Annotated in this window: 25 protein-coding genes and 1 pseudogene; 20 read left to right on the top strand and 6 right to left on the bottom strand. The window is 71.0% G+C overall.

Annotated features, from left to right (window positions below):
• The 9 genes and pseudogenes from IE250_RS24180 to IE250_RS24145 all read left to right on the top strand — a co-directional run.
• Positions 1 to 1,855 (top strand): cellulase family glycosylhydrolase (locus IE250_RS24180; RefSeq protein ID WP_229872741.1); only part of this gene is annotated, 1,855 nt, incomplete at its 5' end.
• Positions 1,856 to 1,936: 81 nt separating this feature from the next.
• Complete coding sequence (recQ, locus tag IE250_RS24175; RefSeq protein WP_189671873.1) at positions 1,937 to 3,784, top strand: DNA helicase RecQ; 1,848 nt, start codon at positions 1,937 to 1,939, stop codon at positions 3,782 to 3,784.
• A gap of 55 nt (positions 3,785 to 3,839) precedes the next feature.
• On the top strand, positions 3,840 to 4,505 hold the full coding sequence (locus tag IE250_RS24170) for a GntR family transcriptional regulator (protein WP_189671872.1): 666 nt from the start codon (positions 3,840 to 3,842) through the stop codon (positions 4,503 to 4,505).
• A gap of 141 nt (positions 4,506 to 4,646) precedes the next feature.
• On the top strand, positions 4,647 to 6,011 hold the full coding sequence (locus IE250_RS24165; protein ID WP_189671871.1) for an MFS transporter: 1,365 nt from the start codon (positions 4,647 to 4,649) through the stop codon (positions 6,009 to 6,011).
• A complete protein-coding gene (locus IE250_RS24160) occupies positions 6,008 to 6,916 on the top strand; it encodes a dihydrodipicolinate synthase family protein (RefSeq protein WP_189671870.1) in 909 nt (302 codons plus the stop codon). Before IE250_RS24165 ends, IE250_RS24160 begins: the two co-directional genes overlap by 4 nt.
• Positions 6,913 to 7,509, top strand: a complete 597-nt coding sequence (locus tag IE250_RS24755; protein ID WP_229872740.1) for an enolase-like domain-containing protein — start codon at positions 6,913 to 6,915, stop codon at positions 7,507 to 7,509. Before IE250_RS24160 ends, IE250_RS24755 begins: the two co-directional genes overlap by 4 nt.
• 12 nt (positions 7,510 to 7,521) lie before the next feature.
• Positions 7,522 to 8,049 (top strand): annotated as a pseudogene (locus IE250_RS24750) (enolase C-terminal domain-like protein); the annotation flags it as partial.
• Between the two features lie 119 nt (positions 8,050 to 8,168).
• Complete coding sequence (locus tag IE250_RS24150) at positions 8,169 to 8,471, top strand: hypothetical protein (protein ID WP_189671869.1); 303 nt, start codon at positions 8,169 to 8,171, stop codon at positions 8,469 to 8,471.
• 60 nt (positions 8,472 to 8,531) lie between these two features.
• Positions 8,532 to 9,176, top strand: coding sequence for a hypothetical protein (locus IE250_RS24145; protein ID WP_189671868.1), 645 nt, complete (start codon positions 8,532 to 8,534; stop codon positions 9,174 to 9,176).
• 56 nt (positions 9,177 to 9,232) lie between these two features.
• Here the strand turns inward: IE250_RS24145 and IE250_RS24140 are convergent, their stop codons facing one another.
• Entirely contained in the window at positions 9,233 to 10,030 is a 798-nt protein-coding gene (locus tag IE250_RS24140) for an SDR family NAD(P)-dependent oxidoreductase (RefSeq protein WP_189671867.1), read from the bottom strand.
• A 141-nt stretch (positions 10,031 to 10,171) separates the two neighbouring features.
• Between IE250_RS24140 and IE250_RS24135 the strand changes: the two genes are divergently transcribed.
• The 11 genes from IE250_RS24135 (at position 10,172) to IE250_RS24085 (ending at position 17,243) form a co-directional block, all read left to right on the top strand.
• Entirely contained in the window at positions 10,172 to 10,834 is a 663-nt protein-coding gene (locus IE250_RS24135; RefSeq protein WP_189671866.1) for a hypothetical protein, read from the top strand.
• A gap of 26 nt (positions 10,835 to 10,860) precedes the next feature.
• On the top strand, positions 10,861 to 11,880 hold the full coding sequence (locus IE250_RS24130; protein ID WP_189671865.1) for an SRPBCC family protein: 1,020 nt from the start codon (positions 10,861 to 10,863) through the stop codon (positions 11,878 to 11,880).
• Between the two features lie 41 nt (positions 11,881 to 11,921).
• On the top strand, positions 11,922 to 12,440 hold the full coding sequence (gene gvpJ, locus IE250_RS25125) for a gas vesicle protein GvpJ (RefSeq protein ID WP_189671864.1): 519 nt from the start codon (positions 11,922 to 11,924) through the stop codon (positions 12,438 to 12,440).
• A complete protein-coding gene (locus IE250_RS24120) occupies positions 12,437 to 13,216 on the top strand; it encodes a GvpL/GvpF family gas vesicle protein (protein ID WP_189671863.1) in 780 nt (259 codons plus the stop codon). The genes gvpJ and IE250_RS24120 overlap by 4 nt, the downstream gene beginning before the upstream one ends.
• A gap of 3 nt (positions 13,217 to 13,219) precedes the next feature.
• Positions 13,220 to 13,471, top strand: a complete 252-nt coding sequence (locus IE250_RS24115; RefSeq protein WP_189671862.1) for a gas vesicle protein GvpG — start codon at positions 13,220 to 13,222, stop codon at positions 13,469 to 13,471.
• Entirely contained in the window at positions 13,468 to 13,950 is a 483-nt protein-coding gene (gene gvpO / locus IE250_RS24745) for a gas vesicle protein GvpO (RefSeq protein WP_229872738.1), read from the top strand. Before IE250_RS24115 ends, gvpO begins: the two co-directional genes overlap by 4 nt.
• Positions 13,951 to 13,982: 32 nt before the next feature.
• Entirely contained in the window at positions 13,983 to 14,432 is a 450-nt protein-coding gene (locus IE250_RS25010) for a gas vesicle protein (protein ID WP_308434188.1), read from the top strand.
• Positions 14,425 to 15,405, top strand: coding sequence for a gas vesicle protein (locus tag IE250_RS24100; RefSeq protein WP_229872737.1), 981 nt, complete (start codon positions 14,425 to 14,427; stop codon positions 15,403 to 15,405). Before IE250_RS25010 ends, IE250_RS24100 begins: the two co-directional genes overlap by 8 nt.
• Positions 15,402 to 15,725, top strand: a complete 324-nt coding sequence (gvpK, locus tag IE250_RS24095; protein ID WP_189671861.1) for a gas vesicle protein GvpK — start codon at positions 15,402 to 15,404, stop codon at positions 15,723 to 15,725. Before IE250_RS24100 ends, gvpK begins: the two co-directional genes overlap by 4 nt.
• A complete protein-coding gene (locus IE250_RS24090) occupies positions 15,722 to 16,543 on the top strand; it encodes a GvpL/GvpF family gas vesicle protein (RefSeq protein WP_189671860.1) in 822 nt (273 codons plus the stop codon). Before gvpK ends, IE250_RS24090 begins: the two co-directional genes overlap by 4 nt.
• A gap of 70 nt (positions 16,544 to 16,613) precedes the next feature.
• Positions 16,614 to 17,243 carry an RICIN domain-containing protein gene (locus IE250_RS24085; protein WP_189671859.1) on the top strand — a complete coding sequence of 210 codons (630 nt, stop codon included), beginning with the start codon at positions 16,614 to 16,616 and terminating at the stop codon, positions 17,241 to 17,243.
• Between the two features lie 2 nt (positions 17,244 to 17,245).
• On the opposite strand, the gene IE250_RS24080 is transcribed toward IE250_RS24085, so the two are convergent.
• The 5 genes from IE250_RS24080 to IE250_RS24060 are packed head-to-tail and all read right to left on the bottom strand — an operon-like array spanning position 17,246 to position 21,662.
• Complete coding sequence (locus IE250_RS24080; RefSeq protein ID WP_189671858.1) at positions 17,246 to 17,734, bottom strand: heme-degrading domain-containing protein; 489 nt, start codon at positions 17,732 to 17,734, stop codon at positions 17,246 to 17,248.
• A 34-nt stretch (positions 17,735 to 17,768) separates the two neighbouring features.
• Positions 17,769 to 18,725 (bottom strand): carbohydrate kinase family protein, encoded by a 957-nt coding sequence (locus tag IE250_RS24075; protein WP_189671857.1) that lies wholly within the window; start codon positions 18,723 to 18,725, stop codon positions 17,769 to 17,771.
• 1 nt (position 18,726) lies between these two features.
• Positions 18,727 to 19,533 carry an ATP-binding cassette domain-containing protein gene (locus IE250_RS24070; protein WP_373301738.1) on the bottom strand — a complete coding sequence of 269 codons (807 nt, stop codon included), beginning with the start codon at positions 19,531 to 19,533 and terminating at the stop codon, positions 18,727 to 18,729.
• The gene (locus IE250_RS24065; RefSeq protein ID WP_189671856.1) at positions 19,530 to 20,570 is read right to left on the bottom strand and encodes an ABC transporter permease; all 1,041 of its coding nucleotides are present in this window, start codon (positions 20,568 to 20,570) and stop codon (positions 19,530 to 19,532) included. The genes IE250_RS24070 and IE250_RS24065 overlap by 4 nt, the downstream gene beginning before the upstream one ends.
• A gap of 3 nt (positions 20,571 to 20,573) precedes the next feature.
• Complete coding sequence (locus tag IE250_RS24060) at positions 20,574 to 21,662, bottom strand: substrate-binding domain-containing protein (RefSeq protein ID WP_189671855.1); 1,089 nt, start codon at positions 21,660 to 21,662, stop codon at positions 20,574 to 20,576.
• Positions 21,663 to 21,729: the final 67 nt, after the last annotated feature.

Below are 21,729 nucleotides of genomic sequence, written 5' to 3'. Positions count from 1 at the left end.
GCAGTTCCGCGTCGTGGATACCGACGGCGGGTACGTGAAGCTCATCAACCGCAGCAGCGGCAAGGCTCTCGACCTGTGGGGCTGGTCGACCGCCGACGGCGCCCGTATCTCCCAGTACACCGACAGCGGCGGTGCCAACCAGCAGTGGCAGCTGACCAAGGTCGCCGGAGCCACCGCGATGGACGTCGTGGCGGCGATGCAGCCGGGCTGGAACCTTGGCAACTCGCTGGACGCAGTCGGTGGCGAGACGGGATGGGGTAACCCGGTCATCACGCAGAGCTTGATCAACAACATCAAGGCGCAGGGCTTCAAGAGCATCCGCCTCCCGGTCAACTGGTACGAACGCCAGGGAGGCGCACCCGGTTACACCATCGACCCCGCATACCTCAGCAGGGTCAAGGAGGTCGTCGACTGGGCCCTTGCCGCCGACATGTACGTCCTGCTCAATGTCCATCACGACTCGTGGCAGTGGGTTGACGAGATGCCCAGCGACCACGACAGGGTGCTCAACCGCTTCGACGCCACCTGGACCCAGATCGCCGACACGTTCCGCGGCTCGTCCACGAAGCTGCTGTTCGAGAGCATCAACGAACCGACGTTCTGCTGGCCGGGGCCGGATCCGGACGTCTGCTCGAAGGACGACCATGACGCGGAGAACGCGCAGCTGCTCCACGAGCTGAACACCAGCTTCCACCAGATCGTGCGTTCCTCGGGGGGTAACAACGCCAGCCGCGTCCTGGTGCTGCCCACGCTGCACACCTCTTCCGACCAGGCGCGCATCGACGAGCTGCTGGCCACTTTCGACGCACTCGACGACCCCAACCTCGCGGCCACCACGCACTACTACGGGTACTGGCCGTTCAGTGTGAACATCGCCGGGTCCACCCGCTACGACGCGCAGACCCAGAACGACCTGACAGGCACCCTCGACAGGAACGCCGACAGCTTCGTGGCCCGCGGCATCCCGGTCATCATCGGCGAGTTCGGCCTGCTCGGCTTCGACAAGCACACCGGCACGGTTGAACAGGGCGAGAAGCTGAAGTTCTTCGAGTACTTCGGGTACTACGCCCGCACCAAGGGCTTGACCACGATGTGGTGGGACAACGGCCAGCACTTCAACCGGACCACCAACCAGTGGAAGGACCCGGAGCTGTTCGCGCAGATCAAGTCGAGCTGGACCACCCGGTCGGGCACGGCTTCCGAGGACTTCGTCTACAACGCGCGGTCGAGCTCGATCACGGCCAAGACGATCACCATCAACCGAAACGGGACGTCCTTCCAGGGTGTGCGGCAGGGCAGCACCTGGCTCACGTACGGAAGCGACTACACCCTGGACGGAGACCGACTGACGTTCACCGCGTCGGCGCTCACCAGGTTGAGCGGATCGCGCGCCTACGGTGTCAACGCGCAGGTGCAGCTGGTGTTCTCGCAGGGCGTGCCGTGGCGGGTCGACATCCGGACCTACGACCCGCCGGTCCTCCAGAACGCGAGCGGCACGACGACGTCGTTCGCCATCCCCACCACCTTCCGGGGGGACCAGCTGGCGACGATCGAAGCGAAGTACGCCGACGGCAGCAACGCCGGCCCTGCGAGCTGGACGTCCTACAAGGAGTTCACCCGCGCGTTCGAGCCGAGCTACAGCGGCAACACCATCGCGCTGGCGATCACCAAGACAGAAGACGACGGAACCACCAGCATGCCCACCGACTTCTTCACCGAGGTCGTCGACAACGTCCGGGTTCCCGCCGTGAAGGACGGTGCCCAGGTCACCCTCACGCTCCACTTCTGGAGCGGCGCCCGCGTCACCTACTACGTCACCAAGAACGGAACCTCGGTCACCGGTTCGACGAGCTGACCGCAGGTCCGGGGGGCGGCCGTCCGTTGCGGGCGGCCGCCCTCCGGGTGCGTGTCACCGGCCCCTGGCACACTGGCCGCCATGACGATCCCGGACGCCGCCCTGACCACGCCCGCGCTCGACGTGCTGCGTGACGTCTTCGGCTACGACGCCTTCCGTGGCGAGCAGCAGGAGATCATCAGCACGGTGGTCGACGGCCGGGACGCCCTCGTGCTCATGCCGACCGGCGGCGGCAAGTCGCTGTGCTACCAGATCCCGGCGCTCGTCCGGCGCGGCACCGGCGTGGTGATCTCGCCGCTGATCGCCCTCATGCAGGACCAGGTGGACGCCCTGGACGCGCTCGGCGTCCGCGCCGGGTTCCTCAACTCGACGCAGGACCCGGGCCAGCGCCGGGCGGTGGAGCAGGCCTACCGGTCGGGCGAGCTCGACCTGCTGTACCTCGCCCCGGAACGGCTCGGCGTCGAGTCCACCGCCCGGCTGCTCGACCAGGGCACCATCGCCCTGTTCGCCATCGACGAGGCGCACTGCGTGTCCCAGTGGGGCCACGACTTCCGCCCCGACTACCTGCGGCTGAGCGAGCTGGCCGAACGCTGGCCCGGCGTCCCGCGCATCGCGCTGACCGCCACCGCGACCCAGCACACCCGCGAGGAGATCGCCACCCGCCTCGGGCTGACTGAGGCCCGGCACTTCGTCGCCAGCTTCGACCGGCCCAACATCACCTACCGCGTCGCCCCCAAGGACAACCCGGGCAAGCAGCTGCTGGACCTGCTGCGCACGGAGCACCCCGGCGACGCCGGGATCGTGTACTGCCTGTCCCGCGCATCGGTGGAGAAGACCGCCCAGCAGCTGACCGACCAGGGCATCCGCGCCCTGCCGTACCACGCGGGCCTCCCCGCGCACGTGCGTGCGGCCAACCAGTCGACGTTCCTGCGCGAGGACGGCGTGATCATGGTCGCGACGATCGCATTCGGCATGGGCATCGACAAGCCCGACGTCCGGTTCGTCGCCCACCTCGACCTGCCCAAGTCGGTCGAGGGCTACTACCAGGAGACCGGCCGCGCCGGGCGGGACGGCCTGCCGTCGACGGCGTGGCTCGCCTACGGGCTGGCCGACGTCGTCCAGCAGCGCAAGATGATCGCCGAGTCCGACGGCGACCTCGCCCACCGCCGCAGGCTCTCGTCCCACCTCGACGCGATGCTGGCGCTGTGCGAGACCGTCGAGTGCCGGCGCGCCCAGCTGCTGCGCTACTTCGACCAGGACCACCCAGGTAGCTGCGGTGCGTGCGACACCTGCCAGAACCCGCCCGAGGCCTGGGACGGCACCGTCCCGGCCCAGAAGCTCCTGTCCGCCGTGTTCCGGCTGGACCGGGAGCGCAACCAGCGCTTCGGCGTGGGGCACTTGGTCGACATCCTGCGGGGGAAGTCCACGCCGAAGATCACGCAGTGGGGGCACGACAGCCTGACCGTGTTCGGCGTCGGTGAGGACCTGTCCGACGGCGAGTGGCGGTCGGTGGCGCGCCAGCTCCTGGCCCTGGGGCTGCTGGAGGTGGACTCGAACCACGGCACGCTGCTCCTCACAGAGGCCAGCGCGGAGGTCCTGGGACGCCGGCGGGAGGTGCGGCTGCGGCGCGATCCGCGACCCCAGGGCAGCGCACGCAAGCCCGCGCGTTCCCGTGCCGCCCGTCCGGAGGCGGCCGTGCTGTCCGACGTCGACCAGGAGATCTTCGAGCGGCTGCGCGCCTGGCGCGCGGCGGCCGCCAAGGAGCAGGGCGTGCCCGCCTACGTGGTGTTCCATGACGCCACGCTGCGCACCGTGGCCGCCGAGCGGCCGGCGGACCTGGACGCGCTGAGCGGGATCAGCGGCGTCGGCCAGGCGAAGCTGGACCGCTACGGCGACGGGATCCTGGCGGCGCTGCAAGCCCAGGGGTGACGGCGAAAGCAGCGGCGCTGCACATCCAGGAGTGACTCAGAGGCGTGCCTCATATATGATGTACGACGTGCCAACGACGCCCCCCGCTCCGGTCGCCCTGCCTTCGCGAACCGAACACGCGCTCGCCACCATCAAGGACGGCATCCTGAGCGGGCGTCTCGCCGCCGGTCAGCCGCTGGTCGAGGCAGACCTGGCCCAGGAGCTAGCGATGTCGAAGACCCCGGTGCGCGAGGCGCTCAAGACTCTGGAGATGAGCGGGCTCGTCGTCGTGCGGCCCTACGTCGGGGTGCGCGTGCGCGAGCTGACGCAGGCCGACGCGGTGGCGATCTACGAGACCCGGCTCCTGCTTGAGCCCGAAGCCGTGCGGCGCAGCGTGCTCAATCGCGTCGACACCGTGGCGGCGCGTGCGGCGCTGGAACGTGCGGCCGAGGCGACCGAGCCCGCGCAGCGCAGCCTCGCGAACCGCGCGTTCCACGCGGCGCTGTTTGCCGATGCCGGCAATCCGATCCTCGTCGGCGTGCTCGAGAGCCTGCGTGATCAGACCGCGCTCGCCGCCGTCACCACCTGGGCGCGGCAGCCGAGCTGGCGCGACGAAGCCCAGGAGCACGCGCAGATCCTGGCTGCCGCGGAGGCGTCCGACGCCGATCTCGCGGCGGAGCTGACTCGCCGGCACATCTCCGGCTTCCTCGACCGGCTTCGCGAGGGAGGTATGACCGTCTGACCTGCGAGACCTGATCTGCGAGGTACGGCCCGTTCACCGCCAAGTTCCCGGGCCGCACCTCTGAAGCGAGTGCTCCGAGACGGAGCACGCACGTCGCTCGATGGACCACTCGATCAACCACTCGATGAACAAGGAGCAACGATGCTCAATAGTACTCAGCGGCTTGCGCCTGCCGCAGCCCGCGCCCGGCGCAGCCAGATGCGCTGGACGATCGTCGCGTTCTCTGCCCTCGGGCTCACGATCGCCTACCTGGACAGGGCGGCGCTCAGCGTCGCGCTGCCGTTCATCTCGGACGAGTTCCACATCAGCCCCGCGGTACAGGGCGTGCTGCTCTCCTCCTTCTTCTGGACCTATGCCCTGTTCCAGGTCCCCTCCGGCTGGCTTCTCGACAAGTTCGGTCCGCGCGTGATCTACCCGATCGCGGTCGGGTGGTGGTCGCTGTGGACGGCGCTCACGGCCTTCGCGACGGGCGTCACGAGCCTGATCGTCTTCCGGCTCGGCCTCGGGATCGGCGAGGCGCCAGTGCAGCCTGCGAACATCAAGGTGGTGTCCACCTGGTTCCCGCGTCGCGAGCGGGCCTTCGCCTCCAGCCTGTTCGACATGGGGCAGCAGATCGGCTCCGCGCTCTCCATCCCGGTCGTGACGGGGATCGCGGTCTTCGCCGGATGGCGCTGGACCTTCGTCGTCATCGGAGCTGTGGGGCTGCTGTGGATCATCGGCTGGCTCGCGATCTACCGTGCCCCGCAGCACCACCAGCGGGTGAACGCCCAGGAGCTCGCATACATCCGCTCCGACCAGGCCGAGATGGTGCGGCACACCGGAGAGCCCGTGCACTGGAGCATGCTGCTGCGCGACAACCAGGTGTGGGCGCTCATGCTCGGCTACGTCTTCCGGTCGCTCGCCGGTGCGTTCTTCCTGACCTGGTACCCCACCTACCTGCTCGACGCGCGCGGGTTCACGGAGGCGGAGTTCGGGATGGTCGGGGCGCTCCCCGCCGTCATCGCCATCGGATCGACCGTGCTGGGCGGGATCGTCTCGGACCGGATGCTCGCGTCCGGGCTGTCCCCGAACATCGCGCGCAAGGTGCCGATCATCTCGGGGCTGGTGCTGAGCGCGTGCATCGGCTTCAGCCCGTTCGTGGAGAGCAACGTCGTCCTCATGGTCATCCTCACCGTCTCGAGCGCCGCGCACTCCTTCGCCGGGGCCGCGATCCTCAGCCTGCCCGCGGAGGTGTCACCCAGCCCCGAGCGTGTCGGCTCGCTCGCCGGCTTCCAGAACTTCGGGTCGCAGGTCGGCAACCTCGTGAGCCCCATCGCCATCGGACTGTTCCTCACCGTCTCGGGCGGCTCCTACCTCTGGCCGCTCGTGTTCGCGGCGATCAGCTGCCTCGTGAGCGCCGCGATCTACGGCCTCTGGGTGCACGTCAAGCCCGTCGAACGCCTCGCCGGCGAGCACGTGGCCGTCGGGCCCGCTCAGGACGGCCCCCTGCAGAACGGAGAATCATGACCGGCCTCCACGACATCGTCGCGCGCCTCGGGACAGTCGTCGGCATCCCCGTCGTCCCCTACGCACCCGACGGCGGCGTGGACCTCGCCCTCGCCGGGAAGCTCACCGACCGCCTGATCACCTCGGGGCTCGGCGCGATCACGCCCAACGGCAACACCGGCGAGTTCTACGCGCTGTCCGCGCGCGAACGCGCCGACGTCGCACGGACCGTCGTCGACGTCGCGGGCGACCGCGCGGTGGCCATCGTGGGGATCGGGCTGGACCCCGCCACGGCGCAGGCGGAGGCACGGCAGGCCGCCGAGCTGGGCGCACACGCGATCATGGTGCACCAGCCCGTGCTCCCGTACATGTCACGCAGAGGCTGGGTCGAGTACACGGCGGCGGTGGCGAACGCCGTGCCGCGGCTTGCCGTCCTCCCCTACGTCAGCTCACCGGTCATCCGCGGGACGGACATCGCGGTGCTCACACGGCGGGCTGCCAACGTCGTCGGGATCAAGTACTCCGTGCCCGACCCGGTCAAGTTCGCCGAGACCGTGCAGGAGACCGACGCCGACCTGCTCTGGATCGCGGGGCTGGCTGAGTCGTACGCGCCGTCGGCGTGGCAGGCGGGCGCACGGGCGTTCACCTCAGGCCTCGTCAACGTCGCGCCGGAGATCTCGTTCGCGCTCCTCGACGCGCTGCGGCAGGACGACGCGGAGCGCGCGGCGGCCGTGTGGCGCCGTATCCGCCGGTTCGAGCAGCTGCGGGCCCGCGACCGCTCGGCCGACAACGTGTCCGTCGTGAAGGAGGCCATGCACCAGATGGGCCTGTGCGACCGGTCCGTCCGGCCGCCAAGCACAACCCTGGCCGACGCCGGCCGGGCCGACGTCGCGCGCATCCTCGACGACTGGAAGGTCCGCGCATGAAGATCGACAGGCTCACCACCTACCTGCAGCGGGTGGGCGACCGTCCGCGCGTGCTGCTGCGCATCACGACCGATGACGGCATCGACGGCTGGGCGGAGATCTACAACCACGGGCCTGATCTCGCCTACCCCGCGATCATCGACTTCATCGCCGACCAGGTCTCGGGGATCGACGCGTCCCGCGTCGCTTTCGTGAACCAGCTGCTGCACCAGTCGGCCAGGTTCCCGCAGGGGGCGCTCGGCCTCGCCGCGGTCGCCGCGGTGGACCATGCGCTCTGGGACATCGCAGCCAAGGCGGTCGGCGTGCCCGTGTACCAGCTGCTCGGCGGCAGCGTGCGTGACCGGGTCCGCGTGTACGCCGGGCTCTACTCCGCACCCGACGTCCGCGAGCTGCGGGACCGCACGGCGGAGCTGAACGCGACACTCGGCGTCGACGCCTTCAAGCTCAGCCCCTACCGGCGGGATCTGCACCGGTCGCGGTTCGGGCTCGTCGCGCGGGAGCTCGGCGACTGGTTCGCGGACATCCGGGCAGAGCATCCCGACGAGTGGGAGTTTGCTTTCGACGCGCACGGCTGCCTCTGGGAACCGAGGTAGGCGGTCGATCTCGCCGCGGCGCTGGCGCCGAACGAGCCGATGTTCCTCGAGGAGCCGATCCGTCCCGAGTACCTGCCGGCCTGGGGGCGGATCCGCGCGGAGATGGCGGTGCCGCTCGCGACGGGCGAGTCGCTCTACTCGCCGAACGAGTTCCTGGGCCTGTTGACCGTGCAGGGCGCCGACATCATCCAGCCCGACATCTGCGTCGTCGGCGGGCTGACGCAGATGCGCAAGATCGCCACCCTCGCCGAGGCGCACGACGTCCCCGTCGCGCCCCACAATCCGCTGGGCCCCCTCGCGACCGCGGCTAACGTGCACTTCGCCGCAGCGACGTGGAACTTCTCCGTGCTGGAGTACAAGCCGGAGGAGGTGTCGTGGTGCCACGATCCCTACGTGCCGGTCGACGGGCACCTCGAGCTGCGGCCGGACCGGCCCGGCTGGGGCGTCGAGGTCGACGAGGCCGCACTCGCGCGGGACGACTGGGTGCACTGGGAGCGCAAGGTTCCGGTGCGCCCGGACGGGTCGACGGCCTGGATGTGACCCCCGCGCGGCGGCGCCGCTGAGCCGTTTCTGCCGCCTGAGGCATAGCCCTCGCGGCCCCGCGGACCTACGCTGGTGGTGTACCCAGTTCCGCGATGACGACGTGGCGGTGTGACGTCATGACCTGGACCTTCCTGACGCGGACGGCGCGAGCGCCCGACCCGCTGGTCACGCTGCGGCTGCAGGTCCGGCTCGGGGAGCTCGCCGCCGAGCTGCGTCGCGTGGAGGAGGACCCAGGCGTCTACGCGCGCGCCCACCACTGGTTCGCGGTGCAGGGCGCCTACGACGCGCTGCTGCGCGAGGCGTGTCGTCTCGCGGGCCTGCCTACGGAGAGTGCTCCGCTGCGCGCGGACGAGCGCGCCGGTGCGGACGAGAGGCTGCGGGAGGAGCTGGAGCTCAGCGCGCGCGGCTGGTCCTGGTGAGGGCAGGACCGCCCGCGCCATGCTCGCGCGGTCCGTCCGGAGGCCACCTAGGGTCGGGGCATGTTTCCCTGGCTCGAGATCGCGGGGTGGCTAGGTTCCGCCCTGATCGTGCTGTCCCTGACGCAGGCGCGCGTGCTCCGCTTCCGCTGGCTCAACCTCGTCGGCTCCCTGGTTGCGACCACCTACAACGCGATCCTGGGGATCTGGCCGTTCGTCGCCATGAACGCCGCCATCAGCGTCATCAACATCTACTGGCTGTGGCGGCTGAACCGCGAGCGCCACGACGCCGCCGTCTACGAGGTGGTCGAGGTGGCGCCCGACGACGCGTACCTGCTGCACGTGCTCCGCACCCATGCGGCGGACATCGCGACGTTCGCACCGGGGTTCGTAGCGGTGCCGGAGCCGGGCGAGGAGCGTTCGGCGTTCCTGGTGCAGCGCGGCGACGAGACGGTAGGGGTGGTGGAGGTGCGCGACGCCGGCGACGGCGTGGGCGTCGTCGAGCTCGACTGGGTGACCAAGCGGTTCCGCGACTTCACGCCCGGCGAGTTCGTGTACCGGCGCAGCGGGATCTTCGCGGCGAAGGGGTTCGACCGCGTCGTCGTGCCGGAGGCTGGGCCTGGCGAGCTGGGGTACCTGCGCGGCGTCGGCTTCCGGCCCGAGGGCGCGGGGTGGGTCCGGGACGTCGTGGTGGACAGTGAGACCTGATCTTGCGGTGCTGTGATCGGAGCAGTAGCGCGACGGCAGCACGATGAGCGGCGCCCTCAGGCGCCCTCCGGATCAGCCCCCTGCGCGGCACGCCCGCCGTCGACCGGCAGGACCGCGCCGTTGACGAACGCCGCCTGGTCGGAGAGGAGGAACGCCACGGCCTCGGCGACCTCGCGGCCCGTACCTACGCGGCCGAGCGGGTGCAAGGCAGCCATCTGGCGGTCGACGTCGGGGTGCTCCCGCCGGTACTCCTCATAGCGCGCGGTCTCGACGGACCCGAGGGCAACCGCGTTGGTGCGGATCGCATCAGGCCCGTGGTCGACGGCGACCGCCCTGGTCAGCGCCTCGACGGCGCCCTTTGCGGTGGCGTACGGCAGGGCACCACGGACCGGCCGCTGCGCCTGGTGGGACGAGACGTTGACGATCGCCCCGGCCCGCCCGTACAGGAGAAAGTGCCCGACGGCGGCGTGGCAGCCGGTGATCGCGAGAGACAGGTTCGCCGTGATGGCCCCGAGCACATCGGACGGCGGGGCGGTGATGGGCGCGTCCCGGAAGACCGCGGCGTTGTTGACCCAGCCGGCCAGGGGGGCCATGGTCTCCGCCGTGCCCGCAGCGCGGCGCGCGGTATCGGGATCGCCCGCGTCGCCGCTGACGAGCGTGACGTTCGGGTCCTGCCAGGTGAGCGTCTCGGCGAGATCGAGGATCACGACGTGGCCGTCCGCGGCCAGCCGCTCCACGATGGCGCGCCCCACACCCTGGCTGCCGCCGGTCACTACGAAGGAGCGCGACGCCCCGCGCCCGCCGTCCCCGATTGCTTCGGTGCTCCGACTCGTCGGGTCTACGTTCGTGGTCATCCCACGATCCTGCACCCGGTGCGCCGGCACAGGCTCTTCTCACCGCCGTGCGAGCCAGCAGGACGCGTGCAACTCTGAACTGGGGGGTGGGGACCAGCAGCGACGCTAGGGATGGACTACCAACCAGCAGTGGAGGTCTCGATGGACGACAAGATCAAGCTTGCGGTGTTCGTGCTCGTAGGTTACCTGCTAGGGCGGACCAAGAAGATGAAGCTTGCGCTGACGATCGCCGGGGCGGTCGCGGGCAACAAGCTGCGGGACGAGTCCTCGCGGGACGCTCTCCTCGGCGGGATCGGCAACGTGAAGGACTCCGTCCTGTCCTCGCCCGAGATCAAGCGGCTCACGGACGAGGTGACGAGCAAGCTGGTGGACGCCGGCAAGACTGCCGCGCTCGCCGCTGTGGGCAAGGGCATCTCCTCGATCAACTCGACGCTCGAGTCCCAGACCGAGCGCCTCCGGTCGGCCGCGCCCGTTGACGTGCTCCCCAAGGACGAGGCCGAAGAGCCGGAAGAGCCCGAGGAGGAGGAGACCACGGAAGAGGAGCCCGAGGAGGAGCCCGCCGAGGACGAGACCACGGAGCCCGCGGAGGAGGAGACCACGAAGCCCGCCAAGGCGGAGCGCAAGCCGGCGCCCCGTAGCAGGAAGCCGCAGCCGAAGAAGGAGGCGGCGGCCGAGGGAGACGAGAAGCCCACCAGGTCCACGCGGAGCTCGGCGCAGCGCGCCTCGTCGTCGCGCGGCTCTGCCGCCACGCGTTCCAGCAAGCCACGCGCGCGGAAGCCCTCCGACTCCCGCTCGGCGAGCTGACCGGGAATCGCGAGGAGGAGAGAGTCATGAACGCACAGGCTCCTACGCCGAGCGCACCCGGCCTGAAAGGCCTTGCCGTGGACACGCTCAAGAGCTCGGTGGGCGGGTTGGCGAAGGCCGTCGGCGGCATGGCGGTGAACAAGGTGACCGACAAGGTCGGTGGCGTCACGCAGCGGCTGACCGACTACGCCGAGGGAACGTCCAGCCCGGACGTCAAGGCCGCCGCCACAGGCGCCGAGGAGCTCGCGGAGGGCGGCTCCCCGATCACGGCAGGTCTCAAGGCCGCCGGGACCAAGGTCATGGAAACGGTCAAGGGCTTGTTCGGCGGCGGAGGAGGTAAAGGAAAGGCGTTCAAGTTCAACAACATCGTCGAAGCCATCGACGTGGGCGCCCCGATCGACATCGTCTACGACGCCTGGACGCAGTACGACCGCTGGCCCGACTTCATGAAGAAGGTCGAGCACGCCGAGCTCAACCGGGACGAGGGCAAGGTCGAGTTCAAGGGGCAGGTGTTCTGGTCGAGCCGCCAGTGGCAGACCACCATCACGCACCAGGACCCTGGCAAGCGCATCGTGTGGAGGTCGACCGGCGCCAAGGGGCACCTCAGTGGCACCGTCACCTTCCACTCGCTGGACGACGAGCTGACCCGCATCGTCCTGGTGGTCGAGTACCACCCCAAGGGCTTCATGGAGAAGACGGGCAACGTCTGGAAGGCCCTGAACCGACGGCTCCGGCTGGAGCTGAAGCTGTTCGTCCGATACGTCATGACCGACGCCGTGCTCAACCCCGACAACGTCGAGGGCTACTGGGCGGAGATCGACGACGAGGAGATCGTGCGCTCGCACGACCAGGTCCTCGAGGAGGAATTCGAGGAGCCGGAGGGCGAAGGCGAGTACGAGGACGAGGCGTCCGAGGAAGAGGAGCCTGAAGAGGAGGAGCCCGAGGAAGAGGCCGGGGACGAAGAGCCCGAGGACGAGTACGAGGAGGAGGAAGAAGAGGAGGAGTACGAGGAAGAGCCGGAGGAGGCTCCGAGCCGAACCCGCTGACCGCGACGACCAAGCCACCGGACCGGTAGGGAGGAGACACCATGAGCGAAGTGAGCACTACGCGCAGCCGCGGGTACGTCGACCGTCCGTCGACCTCGTCCTTGATCGACGTGATCAACATCATCCTCGACAAGGGCCTCGTCATCGATGCGTTCGTCCGCATATCCGTGGTCGGGATCGAGCTGATCACCATCGACGCCCGCATCGTGATCGCCAGTGTCGACACGTACCTGCGGTTCGCGGAGGCGACCAACCGTCTCGACCTGGAAAAGACCGGAGGGAGCACCCTGCCGGAGCTCACCGAGGACATGGCCAAGTCCGGTAGCAAGGGCAAGGCCAAGGGTGTGCTGCAGAGCGCGAAGGAGGCGATCTTCGGCGAGGACGACAAGGAGCGCGGGAGCAAGAGCAAGGCCGACGACAAGGAGCGCGAACGACCCGAGGAGCCCGAGGAGCCTGAAGAGCCCGAGGAGTCGGAGGAGCCCGAGGAAGTGCGGCAGCCGAGACAGAGGAAGCCGCAGGAGAGGCCCCGGCGTCGGCCGGTCCGCAAGGAACAGTCGTGAGCGCGAGCGCGAGCACGCCCGAGCAGGTCGAGGCGCCTGTCGAGCCCGGCCTGTACCTCTACGGCCTGGTGATGCCCGACGCGCGGGTGCCGGACGGCCTGACCGGTGTCAGCGGCGGGGCGGTACGCACCGTGAGCCTCGGGCCGGTCACCGCGCTCGTCTCGGACGTCGCCGACATGGAGCTGATCGGTCTGCCGGACGAGGTCCGCGCGCACGGCGCAGTACTCGACGCGGTGGCTCTGTCGGGCTGCTCCGTGCTCCCCGTGCAGTTCGGCACGACCGCCCCCGACGTCGATGCGCTGGCCTCCGGGCTTCCCGTGCCGCGCCTGGAGGCGTACTCGGACCGGCTCCGCGAGCTCGCGGGAGTGGTTCAGCTCAGCCTGACGGCGCGCTACGACGAGGACGCGGTTATCGCGGAGCTGGTGGACGAGGAGCCGGAGATCCGTCGGCTCCGCGATCTCACGCGCGGACAGCCCGAGGCGGCGACGTACGGCGAGCGAGTCCGGCTGGGCGAACTGGTCGTCGCCGGATTCGAGCGGAAACGGGCGGCGGACGCCGACTTCCTCGCGCGCCGTCTCGCGCCGCTCGCCGTGGAGGTCCGGCACCGTGAGGTCGGGCAGGTCGACACCGTGCTGGACGCCGCGCTCCTGGTGCGCCGAGATGCGGTGCGACGACTCGAGGACGGGCTCGAGGACGTCGCGGCCGGGATCTTCCCGCGCATCGCCCTGCGCCTCGTCGGGCCGCAGGCCCCGTACGACTTCGCCGAGGAGGTGTGATCGGTGGGCCTCTTGGGCGCGCTGTTCGGGCTGCCCCTGGCACCGGTACGTGGCGTCGCGTGGATCGCCGACCAGGTGCTCCAGGAGGCCGAGCGCGAGTACTACGACCCGAGCGCGATTCGTCGGCAGCTCGAAGAGGTCGCCCAGGCCCGGGAACGCGGAGAGATCGACGACACCGAGGCCGACGCGCTGGAGCAGGCGCTGGTGGCCAGGCTGGTCGAGGGCAGACGCCGGAAGCGGCAAGGAGGACCATGAGCGAGGAACGCGAACACCGGCCGGACCCCGCACGATCCCCTCGCCGACGGCGCCCGGCGAGCGCGAGCGGCACGCAGTCCGAGAGCCGAAAGCGGTCCACGACGTCCGAGAGCCGCGAGCCGTCCGCGACGCCCGAGAATCGCGAGCACGCGACGCCGTCCGAGAGCCGCGAGAGCCGGCCCCCGCACGACGACGGCGAGAAGCGGAGCCGCCCGAGGGCGGGCAGGCTCGACGCCCGAGGGGCGGTGCGCAGGGCCCTCGACGAGATCACCGCTCTGATCTCCCACCAGGTGGAAGGCGTCGTCGGGGTGCGGCAGGAGGACGAGTCGTGGGTGGTCACGATCGAGGTCTTGGAGGACGCGCACATCCCGAGCACCTCCGACATCCTCGCCGAGTGCGAGGTCCGGCTGAGCGACGAGGGTGAGCTTCTCGGCTACAGCCGCGGACGGCGCTATGTCCGCGGGCGGGTCGAGGCCTGAGGCGTGCGGCGCCACGATGGAGAGGGAGCGGCATGACCGTGGTCGGCGGCAGCGGGCGCAGTGCCATGGAGCCTCAGCGCGAACGAGAAGGCACCCTCGCGCATGTCATCGAGACGCTGCTCGACAAGGGACTGGTGCTCAACGCCGACATCATGGTCTCGGTCGGCGGTGTCGAGCTGCTGGGCATCCGCATCCGCGCCGCGCTGGCCTCCTTCGAGACCGCCGCGCGCTACGGCCTGGAGTTCCCGGGCGGAGCGAACACGGACACCGTGGCATGGCGGGAGGCGCTGGAGGCCAAGGAGACCTGCCCGAGCTGCGGCAAGACGTCGCCGACGGCACAGCTGCTCGACGAGTACTGCCCGTGGTGCGGGTGGCAGAGCGCCCGAGCGCTGAGCGAGGGCCAGGCCCGCGCCCTCGAGCCGGCCGAGGAACAGGAAGCGGACGAGCAAGAGGAAGAGGAGCGCGGTCGCAACGATGGCTGAGAGCCGGGTGACCACGGCACCGTCGCACGGACAGGAGCGCGGGCAGGAGCTGGTGCACGACCGCGACCGGTCGTCGGCCATGGAGCCGACGCGCGACCTTCGGGCGACACTCCCCGACCTGCTCGACGTGCTGCTCGACAAGGGCGTCTACCTCGACCTCGACCTGATCGTCACCGTGGCGGACATTCCCTTGATCGGCGTCAGCCTCCGGGCCGCGATCGCCGGCATCGACACGATGCTCGAGCACGGGATGATGCAGCAGTGGGACGAGCAGACCCGGGCGTGGGCCCGCACCTCTCTCGCGCGTCGCGTACCGCTGCACGCCGACGAGGACGTCGTCACCCGCATGGCGGGCGGCCATCGCCAGGACGAGCCGTACGACGCGTGGCGGCTCGGTACGGTCTACCTCACCACGCGGCGGCTCATGGTGTGGCGCGCGGAACCGCGCGAGCTGCTCTGGCAGGCGTACCTCGAGGAGATCACCGGCGTCGAGCTGCGGAGCGAGCGGAGCGCGGGTGGCGAGGAGCGCAGCCGCCTCGCCGTGACCACACCCGCGGGCACCACGCTGGTCTCGGCGGCGTCGCCCGAGGGCCTCGCGTCGCTGCTGCGCCAGAATGTGGCCGCCACGAGCAAAGCGATCGAGAGCGGCTCGGGCGGCCCGGCGCTCCAGGGAGCGGTCTGGTACCTCGAGGATCTCGCCGGCGGCTCGGCCTGGCGGGGCGGCACAGGAACGCTCGACTGGGTCGAGGGCCTGACGTGGAAGGGTGTCCGTGATGCCAGGCCCGCCGTCCGCCTGAGGCCGGGCGACATCCGCTCGGTCGAGCTCGTCCGAGGCCGGACACCGGTGGGCGACGAGATGCTCGTTGTCAGGGGCGGGACACGGCCCGTCCGGCTCGCCACCAGGGACACGGCTCTGTGGGCGGCGTCGCTCCGCGACGTCGCGGGCGCCGCCACGGGAGGAGGAGCGACGTGACGCTCAGAGTCGACGAGACCAGCCTCAAGAACGGCCTCCTCACGCTCGTCGTGACGCTGGTCGAGATCATCCAGGAGGCGCTCGAGAGCCAGGCGGTGCGCCGCCTCGAGGGCGGCGAGCTCACGGAGGAGGAGCAGGAGCGCCTCGGCCAGGCACTGCTCGACCTGGACGAAGCGCTCGAGTCCATCAAGGCCGACCACGGGCTGACGACCTCCGTCGCCGACCTGCGGCGCGGCCTCGACGACGTGGTGAACGACGTCGTCGACAGGCTCGTCAACCCGGCCCGCTGGGCCGACGGGACCGCCGGGGAGGGCGCGTGACGGACGCGGAGGGCCTGTACGTCTACGCCGTCGCCCGCGCTCTGCCGGGTGACGTGCCGGGTGACGCGGGCACCGGCATCGACGACGCACCGCTCGTCGTCGTCACGGTCGGCGAGGGGCTCTCCGCCGTCGTCCACCACCACGCCGGGGGCCCGTACACGGGCCCCGACGACGACGTCCGGCGCTGGGTCGTGGAGCACAGCGAGGTCGTCGACCGGGTCTGGGAGGCCGGGTTCACCGTGCTGCCGATGACCTTCAACGTCATCGTCGCCGGCGGCGAGGAGCAGTCGGCGCGGCATCGGCTCGAGACCTGGCTGACGGCGAACGCCGAGGTGCTCCTGGCCCGGCTGGACCGCCTGGACGGCCGTGTCGAGCTCCGGGTCGAGATCGGGCTCGACCAGGAGGAGGTGGGGAGGCACGACCCGCGGGCCGACGCCGTGCGCGCCGAGCTCGCCGGACGCCCCGCGGGCGTGCAGCGGCTCCTGCGCAAGCGGCTGGCGCGGCTCGAGCGCGACCTGACCGACGCGCTCGCCGACGATCTGTACCAGGAGTACCGCCGCCGCCTCGCGAAGGTGTCCGAGGACCTCGCGGAGAACCGCAGCGCTCGCTTCGAGCCCGGCGTCGTCGCCGTGCTCAGCGTCTCGCTGCTCGTACCGCGGGACGACATGGAAGCGGTCGGCCGCGAGCTCGCGGCGATCACCGACGAGCAGCCCGCGGCGCGCATCCGGTACTCGGGACCGTGGCCCACGTACTCCTTCGCGGAGACGCCGGGGCCCGGGCAGGCCGCTGCCCGCCCGCCGGCGGATCTCCGGCCGTGAGGGCGCTCCTGACGGAGTAGGGTGCCGCTCGCACGCGCGAACGCCGTCAGGCACGAAGGGAAGCACAAGGGTGTACGACCAAGTCACGCCGCGTCGGCGCTCGCCCCTCGGCACAGTCGCATGGGTGCTCGCCGTCGTGCTGTCGCTCTCCGCCGTGGTCGGCACCGTGTGGGTGCTGACGCGCGACCTGTCCGACCCGCAGGGCGGGCCCGGGCCAAGCGCGGCCGAGACCGCGAGCACACCCGAGCCGAGCCAGGTGAGCGCCCCCGCGAGCCCGGAACCGTCGCCCACGCCGAGCCCTCCGCCCGCTGCGCCGACGATCGTCGCGCTGCGGGCCGTCGCGTCCGGCCGATGCCTCGACGTGCCCGGCGGGGCCGCCGCGGACGGCACCGCCCTGCAGATCTACGACTGCACCGGGGCCGCGGGCCAGCAGTGGACCGCGTCGGCCTCAGGGGAGCTGCGCACCCTGGGGACCATGTGCCTGGACGACCCGGGCGGCGGACAGCCCGGCGGTCCCGCGACCATCTGGACGTGCCACGGCGCCGGGAACCAGCAGTGGAGCCCGCAGGCCGACGGCACCGTGCGCAACGTCGCCACCGGACTGTGCCTCGACGTCTCGGGCGGGGGCACCGAGAACGGGACACCCGCGATCATGTTCAGCTGCCACGCCGGGGACAACCAGCGGTGGTCGACGTCCTGACCTCAGGCCGCGGGCCGGGACCCGGCCAGCTCGCGCAGCGCCTCGACCACGAGGGCGTGGTCGTCCTGCTGCGCCAGACCGGACACGGTGACGACGCCGACGATGCCCACGCCGGCGACCCGCACCGGGAAGGCACCGCCGTGCGCCGCGTACTCCTGGAACAGCAGGCCCTGGTCGGCGTTGAAGTCGGTCCCCTTCGCCCGGGCACGCAGGCCCACCAGGTACGACGACGCCCCGAACCGGTAGACCACCCGCACCTTGCGCTTGATCCACGAGTCGTTGTCGGGCGTCGTGCTGGGCCGGGCCGCGTGGAACACCTGCTGGGTCCCCTTGCGGATGTCGACGGTCACGGGCAGCTCGCGCTCGGTCGCCAGCTCGACGAGCCGGGCGCCCAGGCGCCACGCCTGCTCGTGCGTGAACGTGGCCAGCACGAGCTCGGCCTCCTGGGCCTCGACCTCGGCGATGATCGTGGTGACATCGGGTTCGCTCATGTCCCCCATCCTGCCCTCCCGGCGCGACCCCCCGTCACTCCGCCGCGTCCCGCGAGAGCCACGGGGGGTTGGCCCCGGGGCGTTCCACCGTCGCCGCCGCGATGTCGGCGGCGAAGTTCAGGATCTCCTCCAGCGTCGACGGCGGCACGGTTCTCAGGAGGGTGCGCCGGTCCGCGCCGTCGAGGCCCGCGGCCAGCAGGCCGTGGATCAGCCCGCCCATGAACGCGTCCCCCGCACCGATGGTGTCCACTACCGTCACGGTCCGCCCCGGCACGTCGAGCTCCACGCCGTCCGCGAGGAGCACGGCACCCTGGGCACCTCGCGTGCCGACGACGACGGCCGGACCGGCGCCCGACCAGCGGCCGAGCACCGCCCCAAAACCCTCCCCGGGATACAGCCAGGCCAGGTCCTCGTCCGACACCTTCACGACGTCGGCCAGCTGGACCAGGCGCTCCACCCGGCGCCGGACCGCCGCCCGGTCCGGGCAGATCGACGGCCGCAGGTTCGGGTCGTACGTGACGGTAGCCGTCGCCCGGGCCTCCTCGACGAGCCGCAGCACGTCGCCCGCGCCTGGCTCGAGCAGGGTCGAGATGCTCCCCACGTGGACGACGCTCGCCGCGCCCGCCCGGGGCAGGCGGGGCGCCCAGCCGAGCGCGAACTCGTAGTCGGCCGCACCGTCCGGGCCCAGCCGGGAGGCCGCCACCGACGTCGCGCCGCTGCCCGCGCTGCCGGGCGTGAGCTCGACGTCGGACTCGGCGAGCCACTCCTGGATCCGGCGGCCGCGGTCGTCCCTGCCGATCGACGTCGCGAACATCGGCCGGTGGCCGATCCGGCCCAGCGTCACCGCGACGTTCGCCGGGCTCCCGCCGGGATGCTCCCGGTGCCTCCCGTCCGCCGTCGTGACGACGTCGGTGAGCGCCTCGCCGACGACGAGGACCCGGCGGCCCTCGCCCGCATGTGCGTCGCCGGCATGCCCGTCGCCAGCCTGCACGTCAGGCCTCCGCGGCGCCGGTCATGATCGCCACGGCCTCCGTCATGGTGTGCGACTTCGGCGTGATCGTCGCCGCGCGCCTGCCCAGCCGCTGGACGTGGATCCGGTCGGCGATGTCGAAGACGTGGGGCATGTTGTGGCTGATGATGATGACCGGCACGCCCCTGTCCCGCAGGGTCCGCACGAGCTCGAGCACCTGACCCGACTCGCGGACACCCAGCGCCGCCGTCGGCTCGTCGAGGACCACCACCTTGGAGCCGAACGCCGCGGCCCGCGCCACGGCCACCGCCTGGCGCTGGCCGCCGGACAGGTTCTCGACCGGCACCGTCACGTCCTGCAGCGTCGAGATGCCGAGCTCGCGAAGCTCCTGGCGGGCCCGTTCGCGCATCCCGGCCCGGTCGGTGATGCGCAGCACGGAGCCGAGCGGGCCCTTGCGACGCACCTCCCGGCCGAGGAACAGGTTCGCCGCGACGTCGAGCGACGGGGCGACGGCCAGCGTCTGGTAGACGGTCTCGATCCCGGCCGTGCGCGCGTCCTGGGGACGCTTGAAGTGCACGGGCTTGCCGTCGAGGAGGATCTCCCCCTGGTCGGGGATCTCGGCGCCCGTCAGGCACTTGATGAGCGTCGACTTCCCGGCGCCGTTGTCGCCGATGATCGCGAGCACCTCGCCGCGGTGCAGCTCGAGGTCCACGCCGTCGAGCCCGACGACCCGGCCGTAGGTCTTGACGAGCCCGCGGGCCTGGAGCACGGGCGTCGTGTCGGTGCCGCCGGGGCGGCCGGGCGCTGTGGTGGCGTCGATGGTGGTCACTTGCGCACCTTCCTGATCCACTGGTCGAGCGAGACCGCGACGATCACGAGGACGCCCACGGCGAGGGTCTGGTACAGCACGTCGAGGCCGGCGAGCGACAGACCGTTGCGGAACACGCCGACGATCAGCGCGCCGAGCAGGGTGCCCCAGACGGTGCCGCGGCCGCCGAACAGGCTCGTGCCGCCGATGACGACAGCGGTGATCGAGTCGAGGTTCATGTCCACGCCGACGTTGGGGCTCGCCGCGTTGGCGCGCCCGATCTGGAGCCAGGCGGCGAGCGCGAGGATCGCGCCCGCGGCCAGGTACACGCTCAGCAGGACCCGGTTGACGCTGATGCCGGACAGCCGTGCGGCGTCCCGGTCGTCACCTACCGCGTAGACGTGCGTGCCCCAGGCGGTACGGGAGAGCACGAACGCCACCAGCACGTAGGCCGCGAGCATGAGCACCACACCCGTGGAGACCCGCACGCCGAGCACCGGGAAGGTGGTTCCCGTCCACGTCATCGCCGCCGGCATGTCGCCCCCGCGGACGGTGGCGCCGTGCGAGTACAGCAGCGTGATCGCCAGGTAGACGTTGAGCGTGCCGAGCGTGGCGATGAACGGAGGCAGCTTGAGCCTGGTCACCAGCAGGCCGTTCAGCCCGCCCGCTGCGAGCCCCACGACCAGCCCGAGCAGCAGCGCGACCACCGGCGAGGCCCCGGCCGTCGTCGTGACCTGGGCCATGACCATCGAGGCGAGGACCATCGTCGCCCCGACCGACAGGTCGATGCCAGCGGTAAGGATCACCAGCGTCTGGGCGACGGCGAGAGTGCCGACCACCGCCACCTGCTGCGTGATCAGGGACAGGTTCCCCGGCGCCCAGAACCGGTCGTTGAGGAACCCGAAGACGACCACGGAGATGACCAGGACGATCGCCGGGCTCAGCGCGGGGTACCGGTGCAGGACGCCGCGCGCGCGTTCGAGCGGGGTGCGGCGGTCGAGGAACTCGGCGGCCGGGTCGTGGGCCGACGCCGACGCGGGCAGCGTTGAGGTGCTCATCCGTCAGCCCCAGCAGATCTCGGACGCGGCGGCCGAGTCGATGGACTCGACGCCGTCGGCGGCAGAGTCCGTCACGAGCGCGACCCCGGTGTTGAAGAAGTCGAGGCCCTCGGTGGTCTCGGGAGCGGTGCCCGTCTCCACCAGCTCGGCGATCGCCTCGACGCCCAGCTCGGCCATCTTGACCGGGTACTGCTGGCTCGTCGCGTCGATGGTGCCGCTCTGCACGTTGTCGACGCCCGCGCACCCGCCGTCGACCGAGACGATCAGCACGTCGTCGGCGGACTTGCCGGCCGCCTCGAGCGCCTGGAAGGCCCCGTACGCGGCGGGCTCGTTGATCGTGTAGACGACGTTGATGTCCGGGTTCTTGGTGAGCAGGTTCTCCATCGCGGTCCGCCCGGCGTCCTCGGAACCCTGGCTCGCCTCGTTGCCGACGATCTCGTACTCGCCGCCGCTGTAGGAGCCGGTGGCGGCCTCGTCGCCGTTGACCGCCGGGTCGGCGACGTCGATGCCCATGCCCTCCAGGAAGCCCTGGTCACGGTCGTAGTCGACCGAGACGACCTTGTCGTCGAAGAGGTCGAGCATCGCGATGGTGGCCTGCTCGCCGTCGAGCTGCGCGGCGGTCCACTCGCCGATCAGCGTGCCGGCCTGCCGGTTGTCGGTGGCGAACGTGATGTCCACCGCGTCGGCCGGGTCGGGCGGCGTGTCGAGGGCGATGACGTACAGGCCCGCATCGCGCGCCCGCTCGATGGCATCCACGACGGACGGGCCGTTCGGCGTGATGAGGATGCCGGCGTCGCCGCGGGCGACGGCGTTCTCGATCGCCTGGATCTGCGTCTCCTCGTCGCCGTCGGCCTTGCCGGCGGCCATCGTGAGGCTGACCCCGTGCTCCGAGGCGGCAGCCTCGGCGCCGTCCTGCATGGCGACGAAGAACGGGTTGGTGGTCGTCTTGACGATCAGCGAGACGCCGACACCGTTGTCACCGCCGCTGTCGCCACTGCCGCCGCCGCCGCACGCGGTGAGGCTGAGCGCCCCGAGTGCGATTGCGCCGGTCACTGCCACGCCACGCCGCAGCGCGGCTCGGTTGCTGGTCATAAGGTTCACCGTCGAACTCCTCCGTGAGGGCTTGCGCCCGACAACGTTGTCAGGAGCCTGTCTACCG

This window comes from Promicromonospora soli (genome assembly GCF_014653785.1).
Taxonomy (GTDB): domain Bacteria; phylum Actinomycetota; class Actinomycetes; order Actinomycetales; family Cellulomonadaceae; genus Promicromonospora; species Promicromonospora soli.
This window is presented reverse-complemented; position numbering and strand designations above follow the sequence as displayed.